The sequence below is a fragment of the Novosphingobium sp. AP12 genome (assembly GCF_000281975.1).
Lineage (GTDB): Bacteria > Pseudomonadota > Alphaproteobacteria > Sphingomonadales > Sphingomonadaceae > Novosphingobium.
The window spans coordinates 23002-42589 of the sequence record NZ_AKKE01000127.1; the positions used below are offsets into that span (position 1 = coordinate 23002).

Sequence of the window (19588 nt, forward strand, 5' to 3'; positions counted from 1 at the left end):
AGAGCAATCTTCAGGCGATGGGCAAGGCGCTGACGCTCGCCCCCACCGAACTTGTCGTGCCTCGGTTGACGCGCGCCGTGGCCCACCCCGGCACGTCGGGCATCTGCCAGGTGACGATCGGCGGGTTGACCGAGGTATCCACGCTGACGCTGGTCGCCCTGGGCGTCGTCAATACGATGGAGGTCACAAGCCCTTCCACGGTGGTGATTGTCACGCCCGGAAAAGCATGTGGCCCATCCGCCAGCGCGGTGACGCCGGAGAGCGCCGTCAGCTTGTCGCTGGCCTCCTGCGCGCCGATCGCCTCGCGCCAGCCCTCCTCGTCGGCCGCATCGACGATAGAGAGCGTGAATGCGCTCGGCGTCTCGCCGGCCGCATATGCTTCGAGAACGTCCGGCAGGTCGACCGGGGCGTAGGGCAGATCAAGCCAAGGGGTGATCCCGTCGCCATATTTGACCAGGCGGGTTTCCACTTCGATCGAGGGCTCACCCGGCCGGAGTACCGGGTTTGCGGCCGTCCAATTGGCCGTCGTATCGCGGCGTAGCTCGAAACGAACGGTAGGCATGCGTCAGGCCTCCGTGTAGGCGCCGCCGCCACTTAAAACGACGTCGTCGACGTCACTGATGGGCTCAGCCTCGGCAAGCTCTCCCTCGGCACCAGGCGCGAGATAGCTGTCCGGGTCGAACTCGTGCATCTCGGCATTGTGCTCCTCAAGCTGCAGGCCGACTGAGAAGTCCTGATTCAGGCCCCAGCTGGTGACCTGGAAGGCATAATTGGAGAGCCCGTACCGCGAGGTGTCGAGCTGGACCGTGTCGAGTGTCGAGATGGCAATGCCTATGATGTTCATCGGCCAGGTGACGCGGCGCTCCGCTTGTGCCTTGCGGAGGTAGTATTCGAGGATCCGCTGCCCTCGGTAATGCGAGGTAATGTGCGGCAGATCATAGGAAATCTGCCGCACGTCATCGGCATATGCGGAGCGCGTGGGAACGTCGGCGGGCTGATATTTGCTGGGCTCCACGTACGTGCCTGAAACTTCGTTGCCGAGCTGGTCGCCTTCCATGAGGGCGGGCACCACGATCGGGCCGGACAAGTCCATTTCCTTGAGGGTCGCCGTATCCGACCCGCAGGCCGACGCGCTGTTTGCGCCGATGATGTTCGAGGACGATACCTTGCCGGCTGGGAATTACTGGTGGTGGATCAGGATTTATGATGCCGCCAGCAACCTGATTTCGACCTCGGCCGCAGCAACTGGGACGATCAGCTGATGGGACGCTTCATCAAGCCGGCGGGGATGCGCCGCGTCGGCGACAAGCTGGTGCCCGAGGTGGACGCCAAAATCGGCATTCCCGACCTCCGAGCGATGATGATCGACGGCCGGGCGGTGATGCGGGTCGGAGGCCTCATCCTCGGCGCCGCCGCCGATGTCGCGGGCAAGTACGTCGCGCCCGCGGGCCTGACCACCGACCCAGCCGCCGCGACGAACCTTCGCGGCGCGGCTGGGTCGAGCGTGAAAGGCGACCAGGGCAACCCCGCATGGACACCGATGCTCGCGATCGAGAGCGACGGCGCCGGCCGCTTCCTGAAGGTGACCGACTGGGGCGGCGGCGTGGGCGAGAAGCCGGGCATCGGGTACGTCGGGGCGGCTGGGATCACGACAAAGAGCAACGCCCCGAACCTGAACGCCGCGAAGAAGTTCGGCATCTTCAGCGCCGTCAGCCTCGCCTCAGGGATCGCGACCATCAGTTTCGGCACGCTGTTCGCCGACCTCGCCGCGCCGCCCTCCATCGGGTTCTGGGCGGTGCCCGCGACTGCCGTTGGCGGTGTGAAATGCACCCTGGTCGCCGGCACGCTGACGAAGACTGGCGCGCAAATCAAGGTCGAGGCGCCCGGCCTGCTGACGCAGATACTCGCCACGCTCGCTGGTGCCACCGTTTTCGTGCTCGCGAGCGAGCAATAACTCCAGCCACCGAGGCCCCTTATGCCCATCGAGACCCTTTACGCGGCGCGGAACATCGACTTCTCGCCCACCATCAACGTCGACTATTTCGGCGACCCTCTCCCGCTTGCTGGAGCGACGATCTCTCTGCAGGTCCGGCAATATCCGGGAGACGCCGGCGAGGCCCTAGCCGAGGACGCAGACGTGACGTTCGCCGACGGCGTACACCCGGATGCGTTACCGGCTGACCCCGAGCCCGGCGTCGCCTGACGATCAGCCCGGTGATCACCAGAGACGTGCTCGAGGGCATGCCCGGCCTCAATGCGCCCGCACCCGGCGAGCCGCAAGAGTTCGTCCACGAGATCAAGATCACTTACGCCGATGATCTGCAGGACCAACTCCTGATCGGCGAGTTCATAGTCGGAGCTGGGGTCAACTACCTCTAATCGTTATCATCTCGCGAGCTTTACCCGCTCGCGCCACCTGCATAGCGGCTTTCAACAGTCTCGAACCAACTTTGCAGCAAGTCATTGAGTAAACAATCCATCTAATGATAATAGTGGCGCTTGAGCCCTGGGGAATATCATGAAATGGAAATTTTTCGCAGCCTACGCGGCCCTTGGCATTCTTGGTTTTACAACGGGTTACAGCGAAGGCATCCTAAGTGTAGCTCATCGAAACCCTCGCTCGCTTGCGCTGCGATATGTAGTCTTGAACGATGACAACGGCTTACGGCTCGCGTACCGATGCAACGGAAATGTTTTGGCATACCGACGTTGGGCCAAGACATCTCCCATTATCGCGGATGAAGACTATTACCGGCCTCCAAGAGGCTTCGTTTCCGCGATAGTAGGATCATACGGCACTTACATGGCGACGGCTGTCGGCGGCGGCCTCGCGACGCGCCTTGAAGGAAAAATGATTTGGCGAGCGATCCGAATGCCGCGAACGAAGCAGGCCGGGCGTGTCGCTATCGCGATCTTGGTAGCCGGCAGCGGCGCTTACGCCGGGTACATAATCGGCCAGCGCGACGGTCTGCCGTGCGATTCTCCTGCGGTCTTGGATAACCTTAAGGATCGAATGTTTTGGACAGTGGCGAAGAGCGTAATAGCTTTCAAGCTCACAGAACGCCGCGGTAAATTCCAAGGAAATACCTGGGCATCCCAACCCTCTATCAGCCACGGAACTGTATCCGCCGACCCTTATGAACTTAGTGGGGACGCTCGCCTCGCTTTGAAAGAGCGCTTTCTGCTCGGATTTCCTGATAATTTCGCTGAAGCCGAAGCCAAAAGGTTGGCGCTCGCCCGGGCGAATTGACCTCAAGAATGGAAGCTGCATCTCATCGGCCGAACTCACCCATATGAAGTGGGGCACGAGCCATCTCCTTTCTCGTTTGATCATATCGAGGCGTTCCGCCTCGGACCTTCGAGCAGACTGTCAGCGGGCTCCATTCCTTTCATGAGCAAGTCCGCCCACTCCTGCCCGAGCTCGCGCCGGCGCTCCATGTGCCCAGCGCGGTCATATGCGGCCTTTACCTTGTTCTCCGGCACGTGGGCGAGCATCAGCTCGATGACGGCTGGGTCGGCCAGCTGCTTCGCCTTCACCGCGATCGCGTTCATGGTGGTCGAGAACGACGAGCGCCAGCCGTGCGGGACGTGTCGGCCGAAGAAGCCGACGCGGTTGTAGAGGTAGCCGATCGCGTTTTCACTCAGCGGGCGGTGACTGTGCCGCTGCCCGGGGAATACCAGCCGATTGCGGCCCGTCAGCCGATGCACGGCACGCAGCGCGTCCACCGCCTGCCAGCAGAGCGGCACGAGGTGCTCGAAGCTCTCCTCATCCTTCAAGTCCATCACCAGCTTCATGCGCTGCGCTGGGATGCGCCAGATAGGCAGGAACGGCCCGAACTCGTCGCCGCTCCAGTCGATGCCTTCGAATTCGCTCCATTCGGCGCTGCGGACCATGCCTGGGCGCGCCTGCGTCAATGCGAGCAATCGCGAGGCCAGCTTCGTGACTGGTGACGCCCCTGAGGCTTCGGCGGCGATCAGGACCTCCCTTGCCGAATCGGGATCCGTGATCGCCGGCTGCTTTCCCTTTTTCGGAAGCGGCTTGAGCGCCTTTCCGACCACTGCGGCTGGATCGTGCGTGACGATGCCCTCGGAGATCGCATAGGCGTAGACCGACGAGATACGCTGGCGCAGGCGCTTCGCCGTCTCGATGGAGCCCCGGCCCTCCACCTCGCGCAACGTCTTGAGTACGGCAGGCGCATCGATCGCAGCGAGCGGCCTCTTGCCCAGCAACGGGAAGACGTCACGCTCGAGGCTGGTGATCACGTCGTTCGAATGGACCGGCGCCCACCGCGGGGTCTGGAGGGCATGCCAGTCGCGGGCCGCTCGTTCGAAGGTGATGAGCTTCGCCTCCTCCTCCCGCTCCTTCTCCTTCGCCATTGCCGCGCGCTTGCGAGCGCCGGCTGGGTTGACATGCTCACGGATCTGCCGGCGGGCATCATCGCGCTTCTCGCGCGCCTCGCTCAGCTTCACTTCGGGGTACGGTCCGAAGGTGAGCAGCTGCTCCACCCCCTGAAACCGGAATTTCATGCGCCAGGTCTTCGTCCCGGTCTTAGCGACGTAAAGGTAGAGCCCGGCTGAATCGGCCAGCTTGTAGGCTTTGTCCCGCGGCGCTGCGTTTTTCACTTCCTTATCGGTCAGCACGATACCCCTACCTCCGTTTTCGATACCCCGCCTTTTGCCACCAATACCCCCAAGCTGGGCCGGAACAAATCGGGATCGATCTGGATGTAGTATATCACGCAGACGCGCAGAAATCAGCCCTTTCGGGACCGATTTGAGCTGTTCTGAATAGAAAATGGCGGAGCGGGAGGGATTCGAACCCTCGATACGCTTTTGACGTATACTCACTTTCCAGGCGAGCGCCTTCGACCACTCGGCCACCGCTCCGCATGCACTGGTAAGGCGCTGGCCCCTAGCGCGGGCTGCGGGCTTTCGCAAGCGCTGCGGTGATGGCATGAAGCCCTCATGCGCAGAATTATCACCGGCCTTGCCGTTACCGCCCTTTTCACCTCTTATCTGGCGGCGGCTGATGCTCCCAAAGGCCGGACGCCCAATGATATCGTCGACGCTGCGCCGGTGGCCGAATGGACGCGGATCGCGGCGTCCGACCTCGTCGTGATGGACCTCGCGCCGGATGAGAAGGGCCGGGCGCGGCGGGCGGTGATCCAACTCATACCGGCGCCCTTCTCGCAAGGATGGGTCGGCAACATCCGCAAGTTCGTCGCCGCGCGCTGGTTCGACGGGATTGCAGTGGTGCGGGTTCAGGACAACTATGTTGTGCAATGGGGCGATCCTGACGGAGAAACGCCGGGGAAGGCGAAGGCATTGCCAGCAGGAATGCAGACCGTGCCCCAGAGAGACTACGTTCGACCGGTGGACCAAGGCCTCCTCCATGCATTCAAGCAACTCAACGACGGCGAAGCCGACCGCACGGTTCTGTCTCCCACCAACCCCGACGCTTATCTGCGCAATGGGTTTACGTTGCTCTATCATGGCTGGCCCATCGCAACAGACGGCCAGAACGCTTGGCCGCTCCACTGCTACGGCATGGTCGGCGTGGGGCGGAACCTGTCGCCCGATACCGGCACCGGGGCCGAGCTCTACACCGTGATCGGGCAGGCACCGCGCCAGCTGGACCGCAACATTGCGCTGGTCGGGCGGGTCATTTCCGGGATGGAGCACCTGTCCTCGCTGCCACGCGGGACGGGACCGCTGGGCTTCTACAAGACCGCAGAGGAGCGCACGCCGATCATCTCGGTGCGCACGGGCGACCAGGTGTCGGACCTGCCCGCCTACGAATACCTCTCCACCGAAAGCGCCAGCTTCACGGCCTATGCCGACAAGCGGGCCAACCGCAAGGACGACTTCTACATCACGCCCGCCGGCGGGGTGGACGTATGCAATGTGCCGGTGCCGATCCGAGAGGTGAAGCGCTGAGCCGGTGATGACGGAGAACTTGGTTCACACCGGCGTCCTGTGGCGCTGGACCGGCGGCGCCAACAACGGGACCTGGCACTTCCTGACCATCGGCGGCAAGGCGGGCGAGGCGCTTTCGGGCACGGCGCTGATGCGGCGGCTGGAGGGCCATTCGCGCGGGTTCGGCTCGCTCAAGGTTTCGGCGCGGATCGGCGGGACTTCGTTCGCGACCTCGGTGTTCCCGAGCAAGGCGGACGGGGGATGGATACTGCCGGTCAAGGCGTCGGTGCGGAAGGCGGAGGGCATCGGCGAAGGCGACGAGGTCGAGGTCTCGCTGGAATATTGATGACGGAAATTTAATCGCGCGGCGCTCGGCCCGGATCGCCGGGCGCGGGTTCAGTTGATGAAGTACATGCGGGCCGAACCCTTTCTCATGAAGGTTCGGGGGCGCTGGGACGATATGAAAGAACCGGCGCGAAGGTAGCAGCATCGGGCGATGTCGGAAAATGGGCGCGAGCGAGCATTTCGCCCTCGGCATATCCGATGAGAACGGCCGGAACCGCGCTCCCGTCGCCTCGCGGAGGCTCCGCCTCACTCGGCACGGCGCAGCGCCGAACGAACAAGCGGGGGTCCCGCCTTCGCGGCGACGACGGGGGCGGTGTTCCGATCTCAGTGGCGGCACGCTCGCGCGGCGAACGCCTAGATCCGCTCCGCGTCCGCCACCGCCTCGCTGGCCCTGAGCGCGCCGGAGATGCGCGTCAGGTGCGCGAGGTCCGACACTTCCAGGTCCACCTCGTAAGTGCCGAAAGGTTCGTCGCGCTGCACCATCTGGAGATTGGCGACGTTGGCGCGGTTGCTGGCGAAGATCTGCGTCACTTCGGCGAGCGTGCCGGGGCGGTTGTAAAGCACGAGGCGCAGACGGCCGACCGCGCCGGTGGTGCGCTCGCCCCACGAAAGGTCGAGCCAGTCGGCGTCGCCACCGCTCGCCAGCGTCATGCAGTCGATCGTGTGGACCTCGACCTTGTGGTCGGGGCGGCGCAGGCCGACGATGCGGTCGCCGGGGACGGGGTGGCAGCACTGCGCCAGCTCGAAGCCCATGCCGGGGGTGAGGCCACGGATCGAAATCGCGCGCTCCGAATTGGTCCACTCGGGTTCGTCCGGCATCTCGGCGGTGCTGCCGGGGACGAGCGCCTCCATGACCTGGCGGTCGGTGAAGCGCGCCGAGCCGATCGAGAACATCAGGTCCTCCTCGTCGCGCAGGCCGAGCCGGCTGATCGCGCCCGAGAGCGCCTTCTTGCCGATGCGCTGGGGCAGGCGGCCGGAAATCTCGTCGTAGAGCTTGGAGCCGATCTCGGCGACTTCGGCGCGCTCCTTGGCGCGCACGGCGCGGCGGATGGCGGCGCGCGCCTTGCCGGTGACAACGAAGCCGAGCCACGAGAGCTGCGGCTCGGAGGTCGGACTCTTGATGATCTCCACCACGTCGCCGTTGACCAGCTGGGTGCGCAGCGGAACGTGGCGGCCGTTGATCTTGGCGCCGACCGCCGAATTGCCCAGCTTTGTGTGGACGGTGTAGGCGAAGTCCACCGCCGTCGACCCCTTGGGCAGCTGGAACAGCGCGCCCTTGGGGGTGAAGGCGAAGATGCGGTCCTGGTAGATCGCCATCTTGGTATGCTCGAGCAGTTCCTCGGCATCGTGGCTGGCATCGACAATCTCGATGAGGTCGCGCAGCCAGCCCACCTGTCCGTCGGGCCTGACGCCACCCTGCTTGTAGGCCCAGTGCGCGGCCAGGCCGAATTCGTTGAGCCGGTGCATGTCCTGGGTGCGGATCTGCACTTCCATGCGCATCGAGCCTTCGAAGATCAGCGCGGTGTGCAGCGATTGGTAGCCGTTGGACTTGGGGGTGGAGATGTAGTCCTTGAAGCGGCCCGGGATCATCTGCCAGGCCTGGTGGAGTACGCCCAGCGCCTTGTAGGTGTCGTCCACCGAGTCCGTCAGGACGCGGAAGGCCATGATGTCGGTGATCTGCTCGAACGTCACGTGGCGCTCGGCCATCTTGCGCCAGATCGAATAGGGATGCTTCTCACGGCCCGAAACCTCGACGTTGAGGCCGGCCTCGGCGAGCGCCTGCTTGATCGACAGCGCGATGGCATCGACCTGCCCGCCTTCCTGACTGCGGATCTGCGTCAGGCGGCCGGCGATTGTGGCGTAGGCCTCTGGCTCGAGCTGCTCGAAGGCGAGCAGCTGCATCTCGCGCATGTACTCGTACATGCCCACGCGCTCGGCCAGCGGCGCGTAGATATCCATGGTCTCGCGGGCGATGCGCTGGCGTTTCTCCGGCTTCTTGATGAAGTGAAGCGTGCGCATGTTGTGCAGCCGGTCCGCCAGCTTGACGAGCAGGACGCGCAGGTCCTCGCTCATCGCGAGAAGGAACTTGCGCAGGTTCTCCGCCGCGCGCTCGCTCTCGGTCATCGCCTCGATCTTGGACAGTTTGGTGACGCCGTCCACCAGCCGCGCGACCTCGGGGCCGAACAGCTTCTCGATCTCCTCGATCGTCGCCAGCGTGTCCTCGACCGTGTCGTGGAGCAGCGCGGTCATGATTGTCTGCTGGTCCAGCTTCAGCTCGGTCATCAGGCCGGCAACTTCGACCGGATGGCTGAAATAAGGGTCGCCGCTAGCGCGTTTCTGGCTACCGTGTTTCTGCACGGTATAGACATAGGCGCGGTTGAGCAGGGCCTCATCGGCCTCGGGTGCGTATTCCTTGACGCGTTCGACGAGTTCGTACTGGCGGAGCATGTTACCATGACATGTCAGGATTTATGCCGGGGGGACAAGGGGAGAAGCGCCGAGTGCATATTTTGCAACGACCGAGACGAACGCCGATCGGGCCGCGTCGGGGCGCAAACGCTCATGAACTAAATCGATTGCATGGTTAATATGCAAAAGCATAACGCGATTCGGACCGGAGACGTACCCGACCTGCCCCCCGCCACGGTGCCTCCGGTCCGCACCTGTCCGGCCCCATGCGGGCCGCAAGACGCGACACTCGGGGGAGTGTGAATTCGAGGAGGCACTCACACGCCATGGCAGACCACGACAATTTCACGAGCGACCCACGGCACTGGCTCAAGGCAGCTTCGCTCCCCGCGCCGAAGGCCCTGCCGACTTCCGCTGGCCTTGCCGCCGAGCACCCGGAGCGCTCGCCCCGCGTGCGCACTCTGATCTGCGCAGTGATCGGCGGCGCGGGCCGCGCCGGAGAGGACGGGATCGTGCGCAACGCATCGCCCGGCAGCATGTGCATAGCCTCGCGCACGCTGATGCCCGAACGCGGCGAGACCCTGCGCGTGGCGCTGCCGGGCCAGGGCGACCTGCAGGCCGAAGTGCGCTAGGTGGGGGACGGCGAGTTCGGCATCTAGCTCACCGGCGGCGTCGATCTCAGCCAGGTCCAGCCCTCTGGACGCCGCCGCAATGCAGGCTTCGCCGCCGCGATCGAGCGCCTGCTGGGCGTGAAGCCGCACCAGGAGCGCACCTCGTCGGGGCTGCGTCCCTGCTGATTCCCGACCCCGCTTGACCGCGTTTCGCCCCTGCACAATAGTGCGGGGGTGAACGAGACCGTGGTCGATCCCAACCCCGCCGCTTCCACCCCTCGCGCCGTGCTGTCCGCGCGGCCCGAGCCGATCCGGCTCGATCCGGCGACCACCGCCGTGATCGTGGTGGACATGCAGAACGCCTACGCCTCCAAGGGCGGCTACGTGGACGAGGCCGGGTTCGACGTCCGCCCTGCCGCCTCGGTGATCGGCCGCATCGGCGAGGTGCTCGACACCGCGCGCGGCGCCGGCATGGCGGTGGTATTCCTGCAGAACGGCTGGGATTCCGATTATGTGGAGGCGGGGACGCCGCTCTCGCCGAACTGGCACAAGTCCAACGCGCTCAAGACCATGCGGCGGCGCCCTGAGCTTTCCGGCAAGTTCCTCGCCCGCGGCGGCTGGGATTACGAGCTGGTCGATGCGCTGACGCCGAAGGAAGGCGACCTGCGCGTCCACAAGCCGCGCTATTCCGCCTTCTTCAACTCGCAGCTCGATTCCGTATTGCGAGCGCGCGGGATCCGCACGCTGCTGTTCACCGGCATCGCCACCAACGTCTGCGTCGAATCCACCCTGCGCGACGGCTTCCACCTCGAATACTTCGGCGTGCTGCTGGAGGATGCGACCCACCACCTCGGCCCGGACTTCATCATGGAGGCCACGGTCTACAACGTGGAGAAGTTCTTCGGCTGGGTCAGCACCGTCGCCGATTTCCAGACCGCCGTGAGCCAGCTTCCGCCCAAGGAGTGACAATGCCCTTCGAAGCCATCAACCCGCCGCAGTTCCCTGCCCCGATCGCGCCCTACTCCGCCGGAGCGAAAGCCGGGGGCACGCTCTACGTCTCGGGCATGCTGGCGCTCGGCCAGGGCGGGCTGGTGCTCTACCCCAGTGATGCAGCCGCGCAAACGCGGCACGTGCTGGAATCGATCAAGGTCACGGTCGAGGCGGCCGGCGGCACCATGGCCGACGTCGCCATGAACCACATCTTCCTCAAGGACATGGCCGACTACGCCGCGTTCAACGAAGTCTATGCCGAATACTTCCCCGGCGACAAACCGGCCCGCTATTGCATCCGCTGCGACCTCGTGAAGCCCGACTGCCTCGTCGAGATCGCCTCGGTCGCCCATCTTGCCTGAGGCTGGCGGCCTCCACCACGACTTCCACGGCCCCGAGGGTGCGCCCACCCTCATCCTGTCGAGCGGCCTCGGCGGCGCGGGCGGGTACTGGGCGCCCAACCTCGCCGCTCTGTCCGAAAACCACCGCGTCCTCACTTACGACCAGCGCGGCACCGGCCGTAGCGACCGCGCGCTGCCCGAGACCACCTCTATCGCCGACATGGCGCAGGACGTCGTCGCGCTGATGGATGCGCTCGATATCGACACCGCGCACTTCGTCGGCCATGCTCTGGGCGGGATGATCGGCATCGAGGCCTCGCTGCTGTCGGGCCGGATCGACCGGCTGGTGGTCGTCAACGGCTGGCGCACACTCTCGCCCCACACCCGCCGCTGCTTCGAGGCGCGCCTCGCCATCCTGCGCGGAGCCGGCATCGAGCCGTTCCTGCGCGCCCAGCCGCTGTTCCTCTACCCGCCCGACTGGATCGCCGCCCACGACGCCGATCTGGAAGCCGAACTCGCCCACCACATCGCCGCCTTCCCCGGCGCAGAGACCATGGAAAAGCGCATCGCCGCCGTGGCCGCCTGGGCCCCCACGTCCGAGCGGCTGGCGAAACTGCGCGACGTTCTCGTCATCGCCACGCGCGACGATTTCCTGGTTCCGCAGGCCACCTCGCTCGATCTTGCGGGGCCAATCCCCGGCGCCGACATCGCCACCTTCGGCTGGGGCGGCCACGCCTGCAACGTCAGTGATCCCAAGGGCTTCAACCGCCTCGCCCTCGGCTTTCTCGGGAGCTAGTCCATGCAAGTCGGCGTCTTCGTTCCCATTAACAACAACGGCTGGCTGATCAGCACAACCTCGCCGCAGTACATGCCCTCCTTCGATCTCAACAAGGAGATCGCGCTGCGGGCCGAAAAGCACGGGCTCGATTTCCTGCTCTCGATGATCAAGCTGCGCGGCTTCGGCGGCAAGAGCGAGTTCTGGGAATACGGGCTGGAGAGCTTCACGCTCATGTCCGGCCTTGCCGCCGTGACCGAGAAGATCAAGATCTACGCCACCTGTCCCACACTCATCATCCCGCCCGCCTTCGCCGCGCGGATGTGCAACACGATCGACAGCATCAGCCACGGCCGCTTCGGGCTCAACCTCATCACCGGCTGGCAGCCGCCCGAGTACACCCAGATGGGCCTCTGGCCGGGCGAGGAGCATTTCCGCAACCGCTACCAGGTGCTCGACGAATACGCCCATATCCTGCGCGAGTTGTGGGCAACCGGCCGCTCCGACTTCAAGGGCGTGCACTACACCATGGACGACTGCCTCGTCCGTCCGACCCCCGGCGGCGACATGAAGATCATCTGCGCCGGCTCCTCCGACGCGGGCCTCGCCTTCTCGGCCAAGTGGGCGGACTATGCCTTCTGCCTCGGCGTCGGCGTCAACACGCCCACCGCCTTCGCCTCGAACAACGCCCGCCTCGCGAAGTTCACCGCCGAGACCGGGCGCGACGTGCAGGTCTTCGTCCTCGTCATGATCATCGCCGGCGAGACCGATGCCGAGGCGCAGGCGAAATGGCAGCTCTACAACGACGGCGTGGACCTGGATGCGATCGCCTGGCTCGCCGACCAGGGCGCCAAGGACACCGTCAACACCGACACCAACGTCCGCCAGCTCGCCGCCCCGGAAGGCGCGGTGAACATCAACATGGGCACCCTCGTCGGCAGCTACGAAACCGTCGCCCGGATGCTGGACGAGATGGCCGAGGTGCCCGGCACCGGCGGTGTCCTCCTCACCTTCGACGACTTCGTGGAAGGCGTCGAGAACTTCGGCACCCGCATCCAGCCGCTGATGAAAAGCCGCGCCGGCATGGCCTGAGCCCCTCCCCCTACCGGGCTGGCGTCCCGCCAAGCTCAATGCGCCGCGACACCCCGATCGCATCGAGAAAAGCCTCGTCGTGGCTGACGACGAGGAGGGCGCCGTCGAACGCGGCAAGCCCGGCCTCGATGGCGGCGATCGAATCGAGATCGAGGTGGTTGGTCGGCTCGTCGAGAATGAGAAGCTCCGGCGGCGCCGGGCTCCCGAGGATGCAGGCGAGGCCGGCCCGCAGCATCTGCCCGCCGCTGAGCGTGGCGACCTCCTGCAGCGACGCAGCCGCGCGGAACTGGAACTTCGCCAGTGCCGAGCGGCAGGTGAAGTCGTCCGTGCCGGGATTGAGCGCCTGAAAATTCTCGGCGATCGACAGCGACGGATCGAGGATGCCGGCCGTCTGGTCCAGCATCGCCATGCGCGAGCCGCGCAGGATCGTGCCCGAGAACGGCTCAAGCCGCCCGGTGACGAGGGCCAGCAGCGTGGTCTTGCCTGACCCGTTCGGCCCCGCCAGGGCCACCCGCTCCGGCCCGGTCAGGGTGAACGACACACCGCGCAGCAGCGGCGCCGACGGATCGTAGCCGCCCGATACGTCCCGCAGCGCGAGTACGATCTTGCCGGGCGGCAGTCCGGTCGGGGCCAGCGCGACCGCCATCGTTTCGAGCATTTCGATCTGCTCGCGCGCGGCGATCGCCGCTGCCGATGCTTCGGCTTGCTGGCGCTGTGCGAGGCGGACGTTCTCTCCCCCGGTGTTCTCGGCGCGCTGCTTTCGGGCACCGGCAACGATGCGCGGCATGTCGCCGCGCGCGCCCTTGCGGCTGCCGGCCGCGTCGCGCCGCTGCTTGCGCTCCACCGCGACCTGCGCCTTGCGTGCGATCTCCGTCATCTGCCGCTCGGCCACTTCGAGATCGTGGTGCGCCGCTGCCAGTTCGATCGCCTTGCGCTCCCGGTACTGCGTCCAGTTGCCGCCATAGCGGGTCGCGCCCAGCGAAGTCATCTCGACGATGGCGTCCATCGTCTCCAGCAGTTCGCGGTCGTGGCTGACGATGATCGCCCCGGCCCGCCACGACGCGAGCAGATCGAGCAATGCGGCCCTTCCCTCGCGGTCGAGGTTGTTCGACGGCTCGTCCAGCATCAGGAAATCGGGAGCGGCCAGCAGCGCGCCCGCCATCGCCGCCCGCGTCCGCTGGCCGCCCGAAAGCCGGGCGAGCAGGCTATCGGGCCCCGCGTCGAGCCCCACCCGCGCAAGCGCCGAGGTGGCGCGCGCTTCCAGGGTCCAGTCGACTTCGGCGAGTTCCTCCATGGTTGCCTGCCCCGCCTCGGCCTTGCGCAGCACCGCAAGGTCGGCGGCGATGCCGAACAGGTCGGCGATGGTTTCTCCCGGCGCGACTTGCACGATCTGGCGCAGGACGGCGATGCTGCCGCTGCCCACGACCTTGCCGGAAGTCGGCTCAAGATCGCCGGAAAGCACCCGGAGCAGGCTCGTCTTGCCCACCCCGTTGCGACCGACGATGCCGACGCGCTCAGCATTGAAACCGAGATTGAGATGGGTGAAGACCGGCTGGCCTTCCGGTGTCGACCAACCGAGGTCGAACGTCGTTATCGAGGCGGACATGCGTGTGTTTCCTGGCAGCAAGACGGGTCTGAATTGCGGTCAGGTCAAATCACATCGTCGGTCGTATCCATTCGATAATCGGGAGCGCTTTCTTACATCCGCCCCGCGCGCCGCTCAAGTCCAATCAGCGCCGAATGGCGGGCCGTGTCTCAGGCAGCATGAGCAGGACCGGCAGCACGCCCACCGCCACCGCCGCGATCATCAGGCCCGGCGCGGTGGTAGAGCCGGTACGCTCCGTCAGGATCTGGGCGAGCCAAGGCGTGAGGCCGCCGAACAGCGCGGTCGCGGTCGTGGCGCCGAGCGCGAGGCCGCTGAGGCGGCCCTCGGCGGGCATCTGCTCGGCAGTGGCGACGGCGCCCACCGCGCTCACCCCGCCCGCCAGCATCGCCAGCACCACCGCGCCCAGCAGCGCGGCTCCGGGGGATGCTCCGGCGAGCAAACGGAACATGAGATAGGGCATCGCGGCGCAGAGCACCGCCAGCCCGACCAGCACCGGGCGCCGCCCGACGCGGTCGGACAGCAGGCCGACAAAGGGCGTGACCACGATCACCGCCAGCGCGGCCAGCGTCGCCAGTTGCAGCGCCTGCGCCTCGGTGACGCTGCCCGCCGAAGTCAGGTAGACGGGGACGTAAGTGATGCCGACGTAATAAGTGATCGAACCCAGCGCGGAGATCGCGAAGCCGCGCAGGATGCCCCAGCGGTGACGTAACAGGGCATGGGCGAGCGGCCTTTGCGCCAGTGTCCCGGCATCGCGGCTGGCCTCGAACTCGGGCGATTCCTTCATCGCAGCGCGGGCGAACAGGATCGATCCGGCCAGCGCCGCGCCGAACAGGAACGGCAGGCGCCAGCCCCAGCTGTCCAGCTCCGGCGCGGGCATCAGGCTGACGGTCAGCGCCGCGATGCCCGCCGCCAGCAGCCCGCCGATCTCGCTCGTCGCCGCCGCCAGTGAGGTCACGAGGCCCCGGCGATGCGCCGGCGCGCCTTCGAGCAGGTAGGCGACGACGCCGGTGTACTCGCCCCCCACCGCGAAGCCCATCACGCATCGCAGCAGCAGGAGCAGGACGCCCGCGAGCGGCCCGACCTGCGCGGCGGTGGGCAGCATCGCGGTCAGCAACATCGCCACCGTCATCAGCGCCATCGACGCCAGCAGCGTCGCGCGCCGCCCGCGCCGGTCGCCAAAATGCCCGAACACCATCGCGCCGACGGGCCGCATCAGGTAGGCAACTGCGAAGCCCGCCAGCGTCGTCAGCACCCCCCCGTGTCCGGCGAAGAACACGCGCGAGAGCACCGTGGCGAGGTAGAGGAACAGCGTGAAGTCGTACCACTCCACCACCGTCGACATCGCCGCAAGGGCAAGCGAGCGGCGGTCGAGCGGTTGGGGGGATGTCATCGGGGCAGCGTAACCGGGCCGCGAGGCGGGGGCAACCGGCTCGATTACTGCAAAAAATCCCCGTCGTCCCAGCCAAGGCTGGGACCGCTGGCATGGCCGCGCCCACTTCAGGGCAAGGCGGTCACTCGAGGTCGGCCACCGAAAACCTCGTGCCTCAAGGGTGACCAGCGATCCCAGCTTTCGCCGGGATGACGGGTTGTCGTATCAGCTCCAGGTCGCCTCGGGCGGCAGGCTCATGAGGATGGCGTCGATGTTGCCGCCGGTCTTGAGGCCGAACAGCGTGCCCCTGTCGTAGACGAGATTGAATTCCGCATAGCGGCCGCGCCATTCCAGCTGCGTGGCTTTGTCGGCGAGGGTGAAGTCCATGCCCATGCGGAGCCGCACGAGCCGGGGGAAGACCGCCAGGAACGCCTCGCCCACGGCGCGGGTGAAGGCGAAGTTGGCCTCCCACGCGGCTTCGTCAGGGCACTCCAGGTGATCGTAGAAAATGCCGCCGACACCGCGATGAACCTTGCGGTGGGGGATGTAGAAATACTCGTCCGCCCAGGCCTTGTAACGGTCGTAGTAGCCATCGCGGTGGGCGTCGCAGGCGGCCTTGAACTCCGCATGAAACTTGGCGGTGTCCTCATCGTAGGGGATCGGCGGGTTGAGGTCGGCGCCACCGCCGAACCACGCCTTGGTGGTCGTGAGGAACCGCGTGTTCATGTGGACGGCGGGGACGTGCGGGTTCGCCATGTGCGCCACGAGGCTGATACCGGTCGCGGTAAAGCCGTTTTGTTCGGCGGAGGCACCGTTGATGGTGCCGGCGAAGTCCTTCGCCAGCCCGCCCGATACCGCTGAGATGTTGACGCCGACCTTCTCGAACACGCGGCCCTTCATGAGCCCGCGCGTCCCGCCACCCGTCTCGTCGGCCTCGCCCTCGACCGCTGTGCGTTGCCAGGGCGTGTAGCCGAACGCCGCGTCGGAGCCGGCCTCGCGCTCGATTGCCTCGAACTCGGCGCAGATCGCGTCGCGCAGGGAGCGGAACCAGTCGCTGGCGCGGGCGGTGAAAGGGGTCCAGTCTGTCATGATGGGCGCTTGCCAAATCGCGGAGCCTGCGGCAAGGGAAAGCCATGGTTCCCTTTTCGTTCCAGAGTGACGAGATGCTCCTCGTAGATGGCGGTGTCGCCAGCATGGGTGTAGGACGCGCCAGCGCGCTGTACTGGCCGCGCGAGCAGGCGCTGCTGGTCGCCGACCTGCACCTCGAGAAGGCAAGTTTCTTCGCACGCACCGGGCAGATGCTCCCCCCCTACGACAGCCGTGAAACGCTGGAACGGCTCGCCGTCGCCGTGCGCGTCACCGGCGCGCGGCGCGTGTTCGCGCTGGGCGACAACTTCCACGACAGCGCCGGACCGGACCGGCTCGAACCGCACGCGGCAGGCATGCTCGCCGCCCTCACCCGCGCGCTCGACTGGGTTTGGATCACCGGCAACCACGATCCCCACCTCGGCGCCGAAGCCGGAGGCACGCGGATCGAGGAACTGGCCCTGGGCGGCGTGACCCTGCGCCACCAGGCGCTGCCGGGTACGAGCGAGGCGGAAGTCTCGGGGCACTACCATCCCCGGCTCGTCGTCCACGCGCGCGGACGGCGGATCGCCCGGCCCTGCGCAGTGCGCAGCGAGAACCGGCTGATCCTCCCCGCTTTCGGCGCCCTCACCGGCGGCATGAGCGCCGCCGATCCGGCGATCCTGTCCGCCCTCCAGCCCGCCGACGCGATCGAGGCGCTGGTGCCCGCGCAGGGGCGGATGGTGTGCTATCCCCTCTGGCGAAAAGCGGCCTGAATACCCATATCGCCTCTATCACCGCTCCGGCGGTACGGGCATTCATTTTACATCGGTCGATTCCCGCTTTGCGCGGAACACCGAATCGCATTATTGACGCCCGATTCGCACACACGGCAGTAACGATTCAGGAGAACGTCTATAGCACCCCCTCCCCGGCGTATGATGACGCCACCGGTCAAGAGCGGACCGCGTTTCAATAACATGATCCAGTCCGACAAGGTCCGGGTCATCGACCAGGACGGCGAGAACCTCGGCGTCATGTACACGCGCCAAGCGATCGAGCAGGCGAACGAGGTCGGTCTCGACCTTGTCGAAGTCTCTCCGAACGCCGATCCGCCGGTGTGCAAGTTCCTCGATGTGGGCAAGTACCGGTACGAAGCCCAGAAAAAGGCCAACGCCGCGCGCAAGACCCAGAAGACGCAGGAGATCAAAGAGATCAAGATGCGTCCGAACATCGACGACCACGATTACGACGTGAAGATGCGCAACATCCACCGGTTCATCGAGGACGGCGACAAGGTGAAGGTCACCCTGCGCTTCCGAGGCCGCGAGCTGTCGCACCAGCAGCTGGGCATGGACCTGCTGCGCCGCGTGCAGACGGACTGCGAGGAAACCGCCAAGATCGAGGCCTATCCGCGCATGGAAGGCCGCCAGATGCTGATGGTGCTTTCGCCGAAGTAATTCGCGCGTCGCGCTATCGAAGAGTACGCAGGGGCGTGGCCGTTGGCCGCGCCCTTTGTCGTTGGGCGTGGCCCGGCGAACCGACCGGGCCTGGGCCGTGCTATTCGTCGCCGTTGCCGGCGCGCGCCGGCGTGCCCCGGCGCAGGCGCATCATGACCGGCGCGTCGTCTTTGCGCGTTTCCTCGAGGTAGACAAGCTCCCGCCGCCCGTCCGCAACGAGCGCCGCGCCGCCATGCGGGCGGATCAGGTGCAGCGCGCAAACAGTCTCTTCGGGCGGACTCTTCGGCGAGGGCAGCCTCCCCAGCGCGGCATTCTGGTCGAACTCCTGGCGCAGCACCTGCCGGCTGACGAGGCCGAAATCCCGCTTGGCGACATAGGCGATGCCGCTCGGTGCGTGGGCCCCTATCACGGTGACGGCATCGCTGCCGACGATCACGCCTTCCCCGGCTCCGGCGACGCTCACCCAGCCCCCCCGGAAGTCGCCGATGCGGCATTCCGGCGCGGGAACACGGGTTGCCGGCGCACTCGAGCATCCTGCCAGCAGAACCGCGCCGACGACGAAGCCCGCTCTCATCCCGGCAATTCTCCGGCCAACCGGCCCTCACGGCAAAGCGGAAGGCGCAGCGACGGCACGACCTTGCGCCTGTTCCCGATCACTGCGGTAAGGCTTTGCGCGTCGCCATTCATAATGAGGACTCCTGCAAGGCGACCACGGCTTTGCCACGGCGGCCTTCTCATCGTTCTTTCGCAACCCATGGAGGCCGCAGCTCCGCGGCAGATAATGCACTAACCGATACTCCCGCACCGGAGCCGGCACGGGACGATTATTTAATTACACAGGTTATTAGGCAGCCACGCGTAAGCAAGTCAATCGCATCATCACTGCTGCGAATCGATGAATACTGCACAATTGTTGAGGCAAATCGAACACTTGCACCGCACCTGACAAGGCAGCGCAGCCGTTTCGGTCCTCAGCCGCGCCACTCGCGGCGATCTTCGGCTGCGCGCAGCACTTCGTAGGCGACTTGATAGATCTGGAAGGCCTTGGCGGCCTCCTCGTCTCCCGGCCGTACGTCGGGATGGACTTCCTTGGCGCGGCTGCGCCAGGCCTTCTTCACGGCGTCGAAATCGGCATCGGGCTCGAGGCCCAGTGCTTCGAGCGCACGCAGTTCATCGCCGCTGCGGGTGCCGTCACCCGACCCGGCCCAGCCGTAGTGCGCGGATTCCTTGAAGCCGCCGTTGTCAGACCGCTCCTGCGCCTCGCGCATGGCGGCTTCCTCGGCGTCGAGGCCGGCGAAGTAGTCCCAGCCCGAATTGTATTCCGCGGCGTGCTTCTGGCAGAAATACCAGCGATCGGGATTGTTCGGGCTCTTGGGAGCGGGGCAGTCGCCCGGGTCGGTGCAACCGTGCCGATCGCACAGGCGCACCTGCGCAGCCTCGCGCGAGCTGCCGTAGCCACGCCAGCGGGGGAAACCCCAGTCGGAAGATCGGCGCACGCGGCTCATCCGGAGCGCGATAAGCCGCGACTCGACGGCGATGCAAGCCCCGCTGTTCCGGGGGCCGAGAAATAGCGCTTCATCACGGGATTCCCGGACCTGGCGCCTGCCCT

At 66.1% G+C, this 19588-nt stretch carries 23 protein-coding genes and 1 tRNA gene; 13 read left to right on the forward strand and 11 right to left on the reverse strand.

The features are described from left to right. Positions 1–10: 10 nt before the first annotated feature. A complete protein-coding gene (locus PMI02_RS18330; protein WP_007685562.1) occupies positions 11–562 on the reverse strand; it encodes a hypothetical protein in 552 nt (183 codons plus the stop codon). Between the two features lie 3 nt (positions 563–565). Next, complete coding sequence (locus PMI02_RS18335) at positions 566–1087, reverse strand: hypothetical protein (RefSeq protein ID WP_007685570.1); 522 nt, start codon at positions 1085–1087, stop codon at positions 566–568. 10 nt (positions 1088–1097) lie between these two features. Here PMI02_RS18335 and PMI02_RS18340 point away from each other — a divergent pair, with 10 nt between their 5' ends. Genes PMI02_RS18340 through PMI02_RS27295 form a run of 4 tightly spaced genes read left to right on the forward strand, consistent with a single transcriptional unit; the run spans position 1098 to position 2379 of the window. Continuing rightward, positions 1098–1262: a hypothetical protein gene (locus tag PMI02_RS18340; protein ID WP_157222592.1), complete on the forward strand. Its 165-nt coding sequence runs from the start codon at positions 1098–1100 to the stop codon at positions 1260–1262. Then, entirely contained in the window at positions 1262–1954 is a 693-nt protein-coding gene (locus PMI02_RS18345; RefSeq protein ID WP_007685572.1) for a hypothetical protein, read from the forward strand. The genes PMI02_RS18340 and PMI02_RS18345 overlap by 1 nt, the downstream gene beginning before the upstream one ends. Positions 1955–1975: 21 nt before the next feature. After that, positions 1976–2203, forward strand: coding sequence for a hypothetical protein (locus PMI02_RS18350; RefSeq protein WP_007685574.1), 228 nt, complete (start codon positions 1976–1978; stop codon positions 2201–2203). A gap of 11 nt (positions 2204–2214) precedes the next feature. Next, complete coding sequence (locus tag PMI02_RS27295) at positions 2215–2379, forward strand: hypothetical protein (protein WP_007685576.1); 165 nt, start codon at positions 2215–2217, stop codon at positions 2377–2379. 409 nt (positions 2380–2788) lie between these two features. Here the strand turns inward: PMI02_RS27295 and PMI02_RS27300 are convergent, their stop codons facing one another. From PMI02_RS27300 to PMI02_RS18365, 3 genes are all read right to left on the reverse strand, one after another. Then, positions 2789–3307 (reverse strand): hypothetical protein, encoded by a 519-nt coding sequence (locus PMI02_RS27300; protein ID WP_157222593.1) that lies wholly within the window; start codon positions 3305–3307, stop codon positions 2789–2791. 23 nt (positions 3308–3330) lie between these two features. Continuing rightward, positions 3331–4641, reverse strand: a complete 1311-nt coding sequence (locus tag PMI02_RS18360; protein WP_007685580.1) for an integrase arm-type DNA-binding domain-containing protein — start codon at positions 4639–4641, stop codon at positions 3331–3333. Between the two features lie 155 nt (positions 4642–4796). After that, positions 4797–4887 (reverse strand) — tRNA-Ser (locus tag PMI02_RS18365). 78 nt (positions 4888–4965) lie between these two features. On the opposite strand from PMI02_RS18365, the gene PMI02_RS18370 reads away from it, so the two are divergent. Both PMI02_RS18370 and PMI02_RS18375 read left to right on the forward strand, forming a co-directional pair. Next, complete coding sequence (locus tag PMI02_RS18370) at positions 4966–5937, forward strand: peptidylprolyl isomerase (protein ID WP_007685586.1); 972 nt, start codon at positions 4966–4968, stop codon at positions 5935–5937. Between the two features lie 7 nt (positions 5938–5944). Further along, positions 5945–6262 (forward strand): DUF1905 domain-containing protein, encoded by a 318-nt coding sequence (locus PMI02_RS18375; protein WP_007685588.1) that lies wholly within the window; start codon positions 5945–5947, stop codon positions 6260–6262. 353 nt (positions 6263–6615) lie between these two features. On the opposite strand, the gene PMI02_RS18380 is transcribed toward PMI02_RS18375, so the two are convergent. Next, a complete protein-coding gene (locus PMI02_RS18380; protein ID WP_007685593.1) occupies positions 6616–8709 on the reverse strand; it encodes a bifunctional (p)ppGpp synthetase/guanosine-3',5'-bis(diphosphate) 3'-pyrophosphohydrolase in 2094 nt (697 codons plus the stop codon). Between the two features lie 287 nt (positions 8710–8996). Between PMI02_RS18380 and PMI02_RS18385 the strand changes: the two genes are divergently transcribed. From PMI02_RS18385 to rutA, 5 genes are all read left to right on the forward strand, one after another. Beyond that, positions 8997–9302, forward strand: a complete 306-nt coding sequence (locus PMI02_RS18385; protein ID WP_007685594.1) for a hypothetical protein — start codon at positions 8997–8999, stop codon at positions 9300–9302. Between the two features lie 213 nt (positions 9303–9515). After that, a complete protein-coding gene (gene rutB, locus PMI02_RS18390; RefSeq protein ID WP_007685596.1) occupies positions 9516–10247 on the forward strand; it encodes a pyrimidine utilization protein B in 732 nt (243 codons plus the stop codon). A 2-nt stretch (positions 10248–10249) separates the two neighbouring features. Continuing rightward, on the forward strand, positions 10250–10633 hold the full coding sequence (gene rutC / locus PMI02_RS18395) for a pyrimidine utilization protein C (protein WP_007685598.1): 384 nt from the start codon (positions 10250–10252) through the stop codon (positions 10631–10633). Then, complete coding sequence (gene rutD, locus PMI02_RS18400) at positions 10626–11408, forward strand: pyrimidine utilization protein D (protein ID WP_007685599.1); 783 nt, start codon at positions 10626–10628, stop codon at positions 11406–11408. The genes rutC and rutD overlap by 8 nt, the downstream gene beginning before the upstream one ends. Before the next feature lie 3 nt (positions 11409–11411). Beyond that, entirely contained in the window at positions 11412–12479 is a 1068-nt protein-coding gene (gene rutA / locus PMI02_RS18405) for a pyrimidine utilization protein A (protein ID WP_007685601.1), read from the forward strand. A 10-nt stretch (positions 12480–12489) separates the two neighbouring features. On the opposite strand, the gene PMI02_RS18410 is transcribed toward rutA, so the two are convergent. The 3 genes from PMI02_RS18410 to hemF all read right to left on the reverse strand — a co-directional run bounded on the left by PMI02_RS18410 (position 12490) and on the right by hemF (position 16543). After that, the gene (locus PMI02_RS18410; RefSeq protein WP_007685603.1) at positions 12490–14085 is read right to left on the reverse strand and encodes an ABC-F family ATP-binding cassette domain-containing protein; all 1596 of its coding nucleotides are present in this window, start codon (positions 14083–14085) and stop codon (positions 12490–12492) included. A gap of 124 nt (positions 14086–14209) precedes the next feature. Further along, a complete protein-coding gene (locus PMI02_RS18415) occupies positions 14210–15475 on the reverse strand; it encodes an MFS transporter (protein WP_007685605.1) in 1266 nt (421 codons plus the stop codon). A gap of 204 nt (positions 15476–15679) precedes the next feature. Continuing rightward, complete coding sequence (hemF, locus tag PMI02_RS18420) at positions 15680–16543, reverse strand: oxygen-dependent coproporphyrinogen oxidase (RefSeq protein WP_007685607.1); 864 nt, start codon at positions 16541–16543, stop codon at positions 15680–15682. A gap of 44 nt (positions 16544–16587) precedes the next feature. Here hemF and pdeM point away from each other — a divergent pair, with 44 nt between their 5' ends. Both pdeM and infC read left to right on the forward strand, forming a co-directional pair. After that, positions 16588–17295 carry a ligase-associated DNA damage response endonuclease PdeM gene (pdeM, locus tag PMI02_RS18425; protein WP_007685610.1) on the forward strand — a complete coding sequence of 236 codons (708 nt, stop codon included), beginning with the start codon at positions 16588–16590 and terminating at the stop codon, positions 17293–17295. A gap of 162 nt (positions 17296–17457) precedes the next feature. Then, positions 17458–17979, forward strand: a complete 522-nt coding sequence (gene infC, locus PMI02_RS18430; RefSeq protein WP_007685612.1) for a translation initiation factor IF-3 — start codon at positions 17458–17460, stop codon at positions 17977–17979. Between the two features lie 100 nt (positions 17980–18079). Here the strand turns inward: infC and PMI02_RS18435 are convergent, their stop codons facing one another. Then, positions 18080–18553, reverse strand: coding sequence for a hypothetical protein (locus PMI02_RS18435; RefSeq protein ID WP_007685614.1), 474 nt, complete (start codon positions 18551–18553; stop codon positions 18080–18082). Positions 18554–18950: 397 nt separating this feature from the next. Next, a complete protein-coding gene (locus PMI02_RS18440; protein WP_007685618.1) occupies positions 18951–19484 on the reverse strand; it encodes a J domain-containing protein in 534 nt (177 codons plus the stop codon). Between the last annotated feature and the right edge of the window lie 104 nt (positions 19485–19588).

What these genes read in the sequence shown, in the direction of transcription:
- rutA (WP_007685601.1), top strand. Translation starts at nt 11,412, where the DNA reads ATGCAAGTCGGCGTCTTCGTTCCCATTAACAACAACGGCTGGCTGATC.
- PMI02_RS18350 (WP_007685574.1), top strand. Translation starts at nt 1,976, where the DNA reads ATGCCCATCGAGACCCTTTACGCGGCGCGGAACATCGACTTCTCGCCC.
- PMI02_RS18380 (WP_007685593.1), bottom strand. Translation starts at nt 8,709, where the DNA reads ATGCTCCGCCAGTACGAACTCGTCGAACGCGTCAAGGAATACGCACCC.
- PMI02_RS18345 (WP_007685572.1), top strand. Translation starts at nt 1,262, where the DNA reads ATGGGACGCTTCATCAAGCCGGCGGGGATGCGCCGCGTCGGCGACAAG.
- PMI02_RS18370 (WP_007685586.1), top strand. Translation starts at nt 4,966, where the DNA reads ATGCGCAGAATTATCACCGGCCTTGCCGTTACCGCCCTTTTCACCTCT.
- PMI02_RS18375 (WP_007685588.1), top strand. Translation starts at nt 5,945, where the DNA reads ATGACGGAGAACTTGGTTCACACCGGCGTCCTGTGGCGCTGGACCGGC.
- PMI02_RS18435 (WP_007685614.1), bottom strand. Translation starts at nt 18,553, where the DNA reads ATGAGAGCGGGCTTCGTCGTCGGCGCGGTTCTGCTGGCAGGATGCTCG.
- rutC (WP_007685598.1), top strand. Translation starts at nt 10,250, where the DNA reads ATGCCCTTCGAAGCCATCAACCCGCCGCAGTTCCCTGCCCCGATCGCG.
- PMI02_RS18415 (WP_007685605.1), bottom strand. Translation starts at nt 15,475, where the DNA reads ATGACATCCCCCCAACCGCTCGACCGCCGCTCGCTTGCCCTTGCGGCG.
- hemF (WP_007685607.1), bottom strand. Translation starts at nt 16,543, where the DNA reads ATGACAGACTGGACCCCTTTCACCGCCCGCGCCAGCGACTGGTTCCGC.
- PMI02_RS18330 (WP_007685562.1), bottom strand. Translation starts at nt 562, where the DNA reads ATGCCTACCGTTCGTTTCGAGCTACGCCGCGATACGACGGCCAATTGG.
- infC (WP_007685612.1), top strand. Translation starts at nt 17,458, where the DNA reads ATGATGACGCCACCGGTCAAGAGCGGACCGCGTTTCAATAACATGATC.
- PMI02_RS18385 (WP_007685594.1), top strand. Translation starts at nt 8,997, where the DNA reads ATGGCAGACCACGACAATTTCACGAGCGACCCACGGCACTGGCTCAAG.
- PMI02_RS18440 (WP_007685618.1), bottom strand. Translation starts at nt 19,484, where the DNA reads ATGAGCCGCGTGCGCCGATCTTCCGACTGGGGTTTCCCCCGCTGGCGT.
- PMI02_RS18410 (WP_007685603.1), bottom strand. Translation starts at nt 14,085, where the DNA reads ATGTCCGCCTCGATAACGACGTTCGACCTCGGTTGGTCGACACCGGAA.
- pdeM (WP_007685610.1), top strand. Translation starts at nt 16,588, where the DNA reads ATGGTTCCCTTTTCGTTCCAGAGTGACGAGATGCTCCTCGTAGATGGC.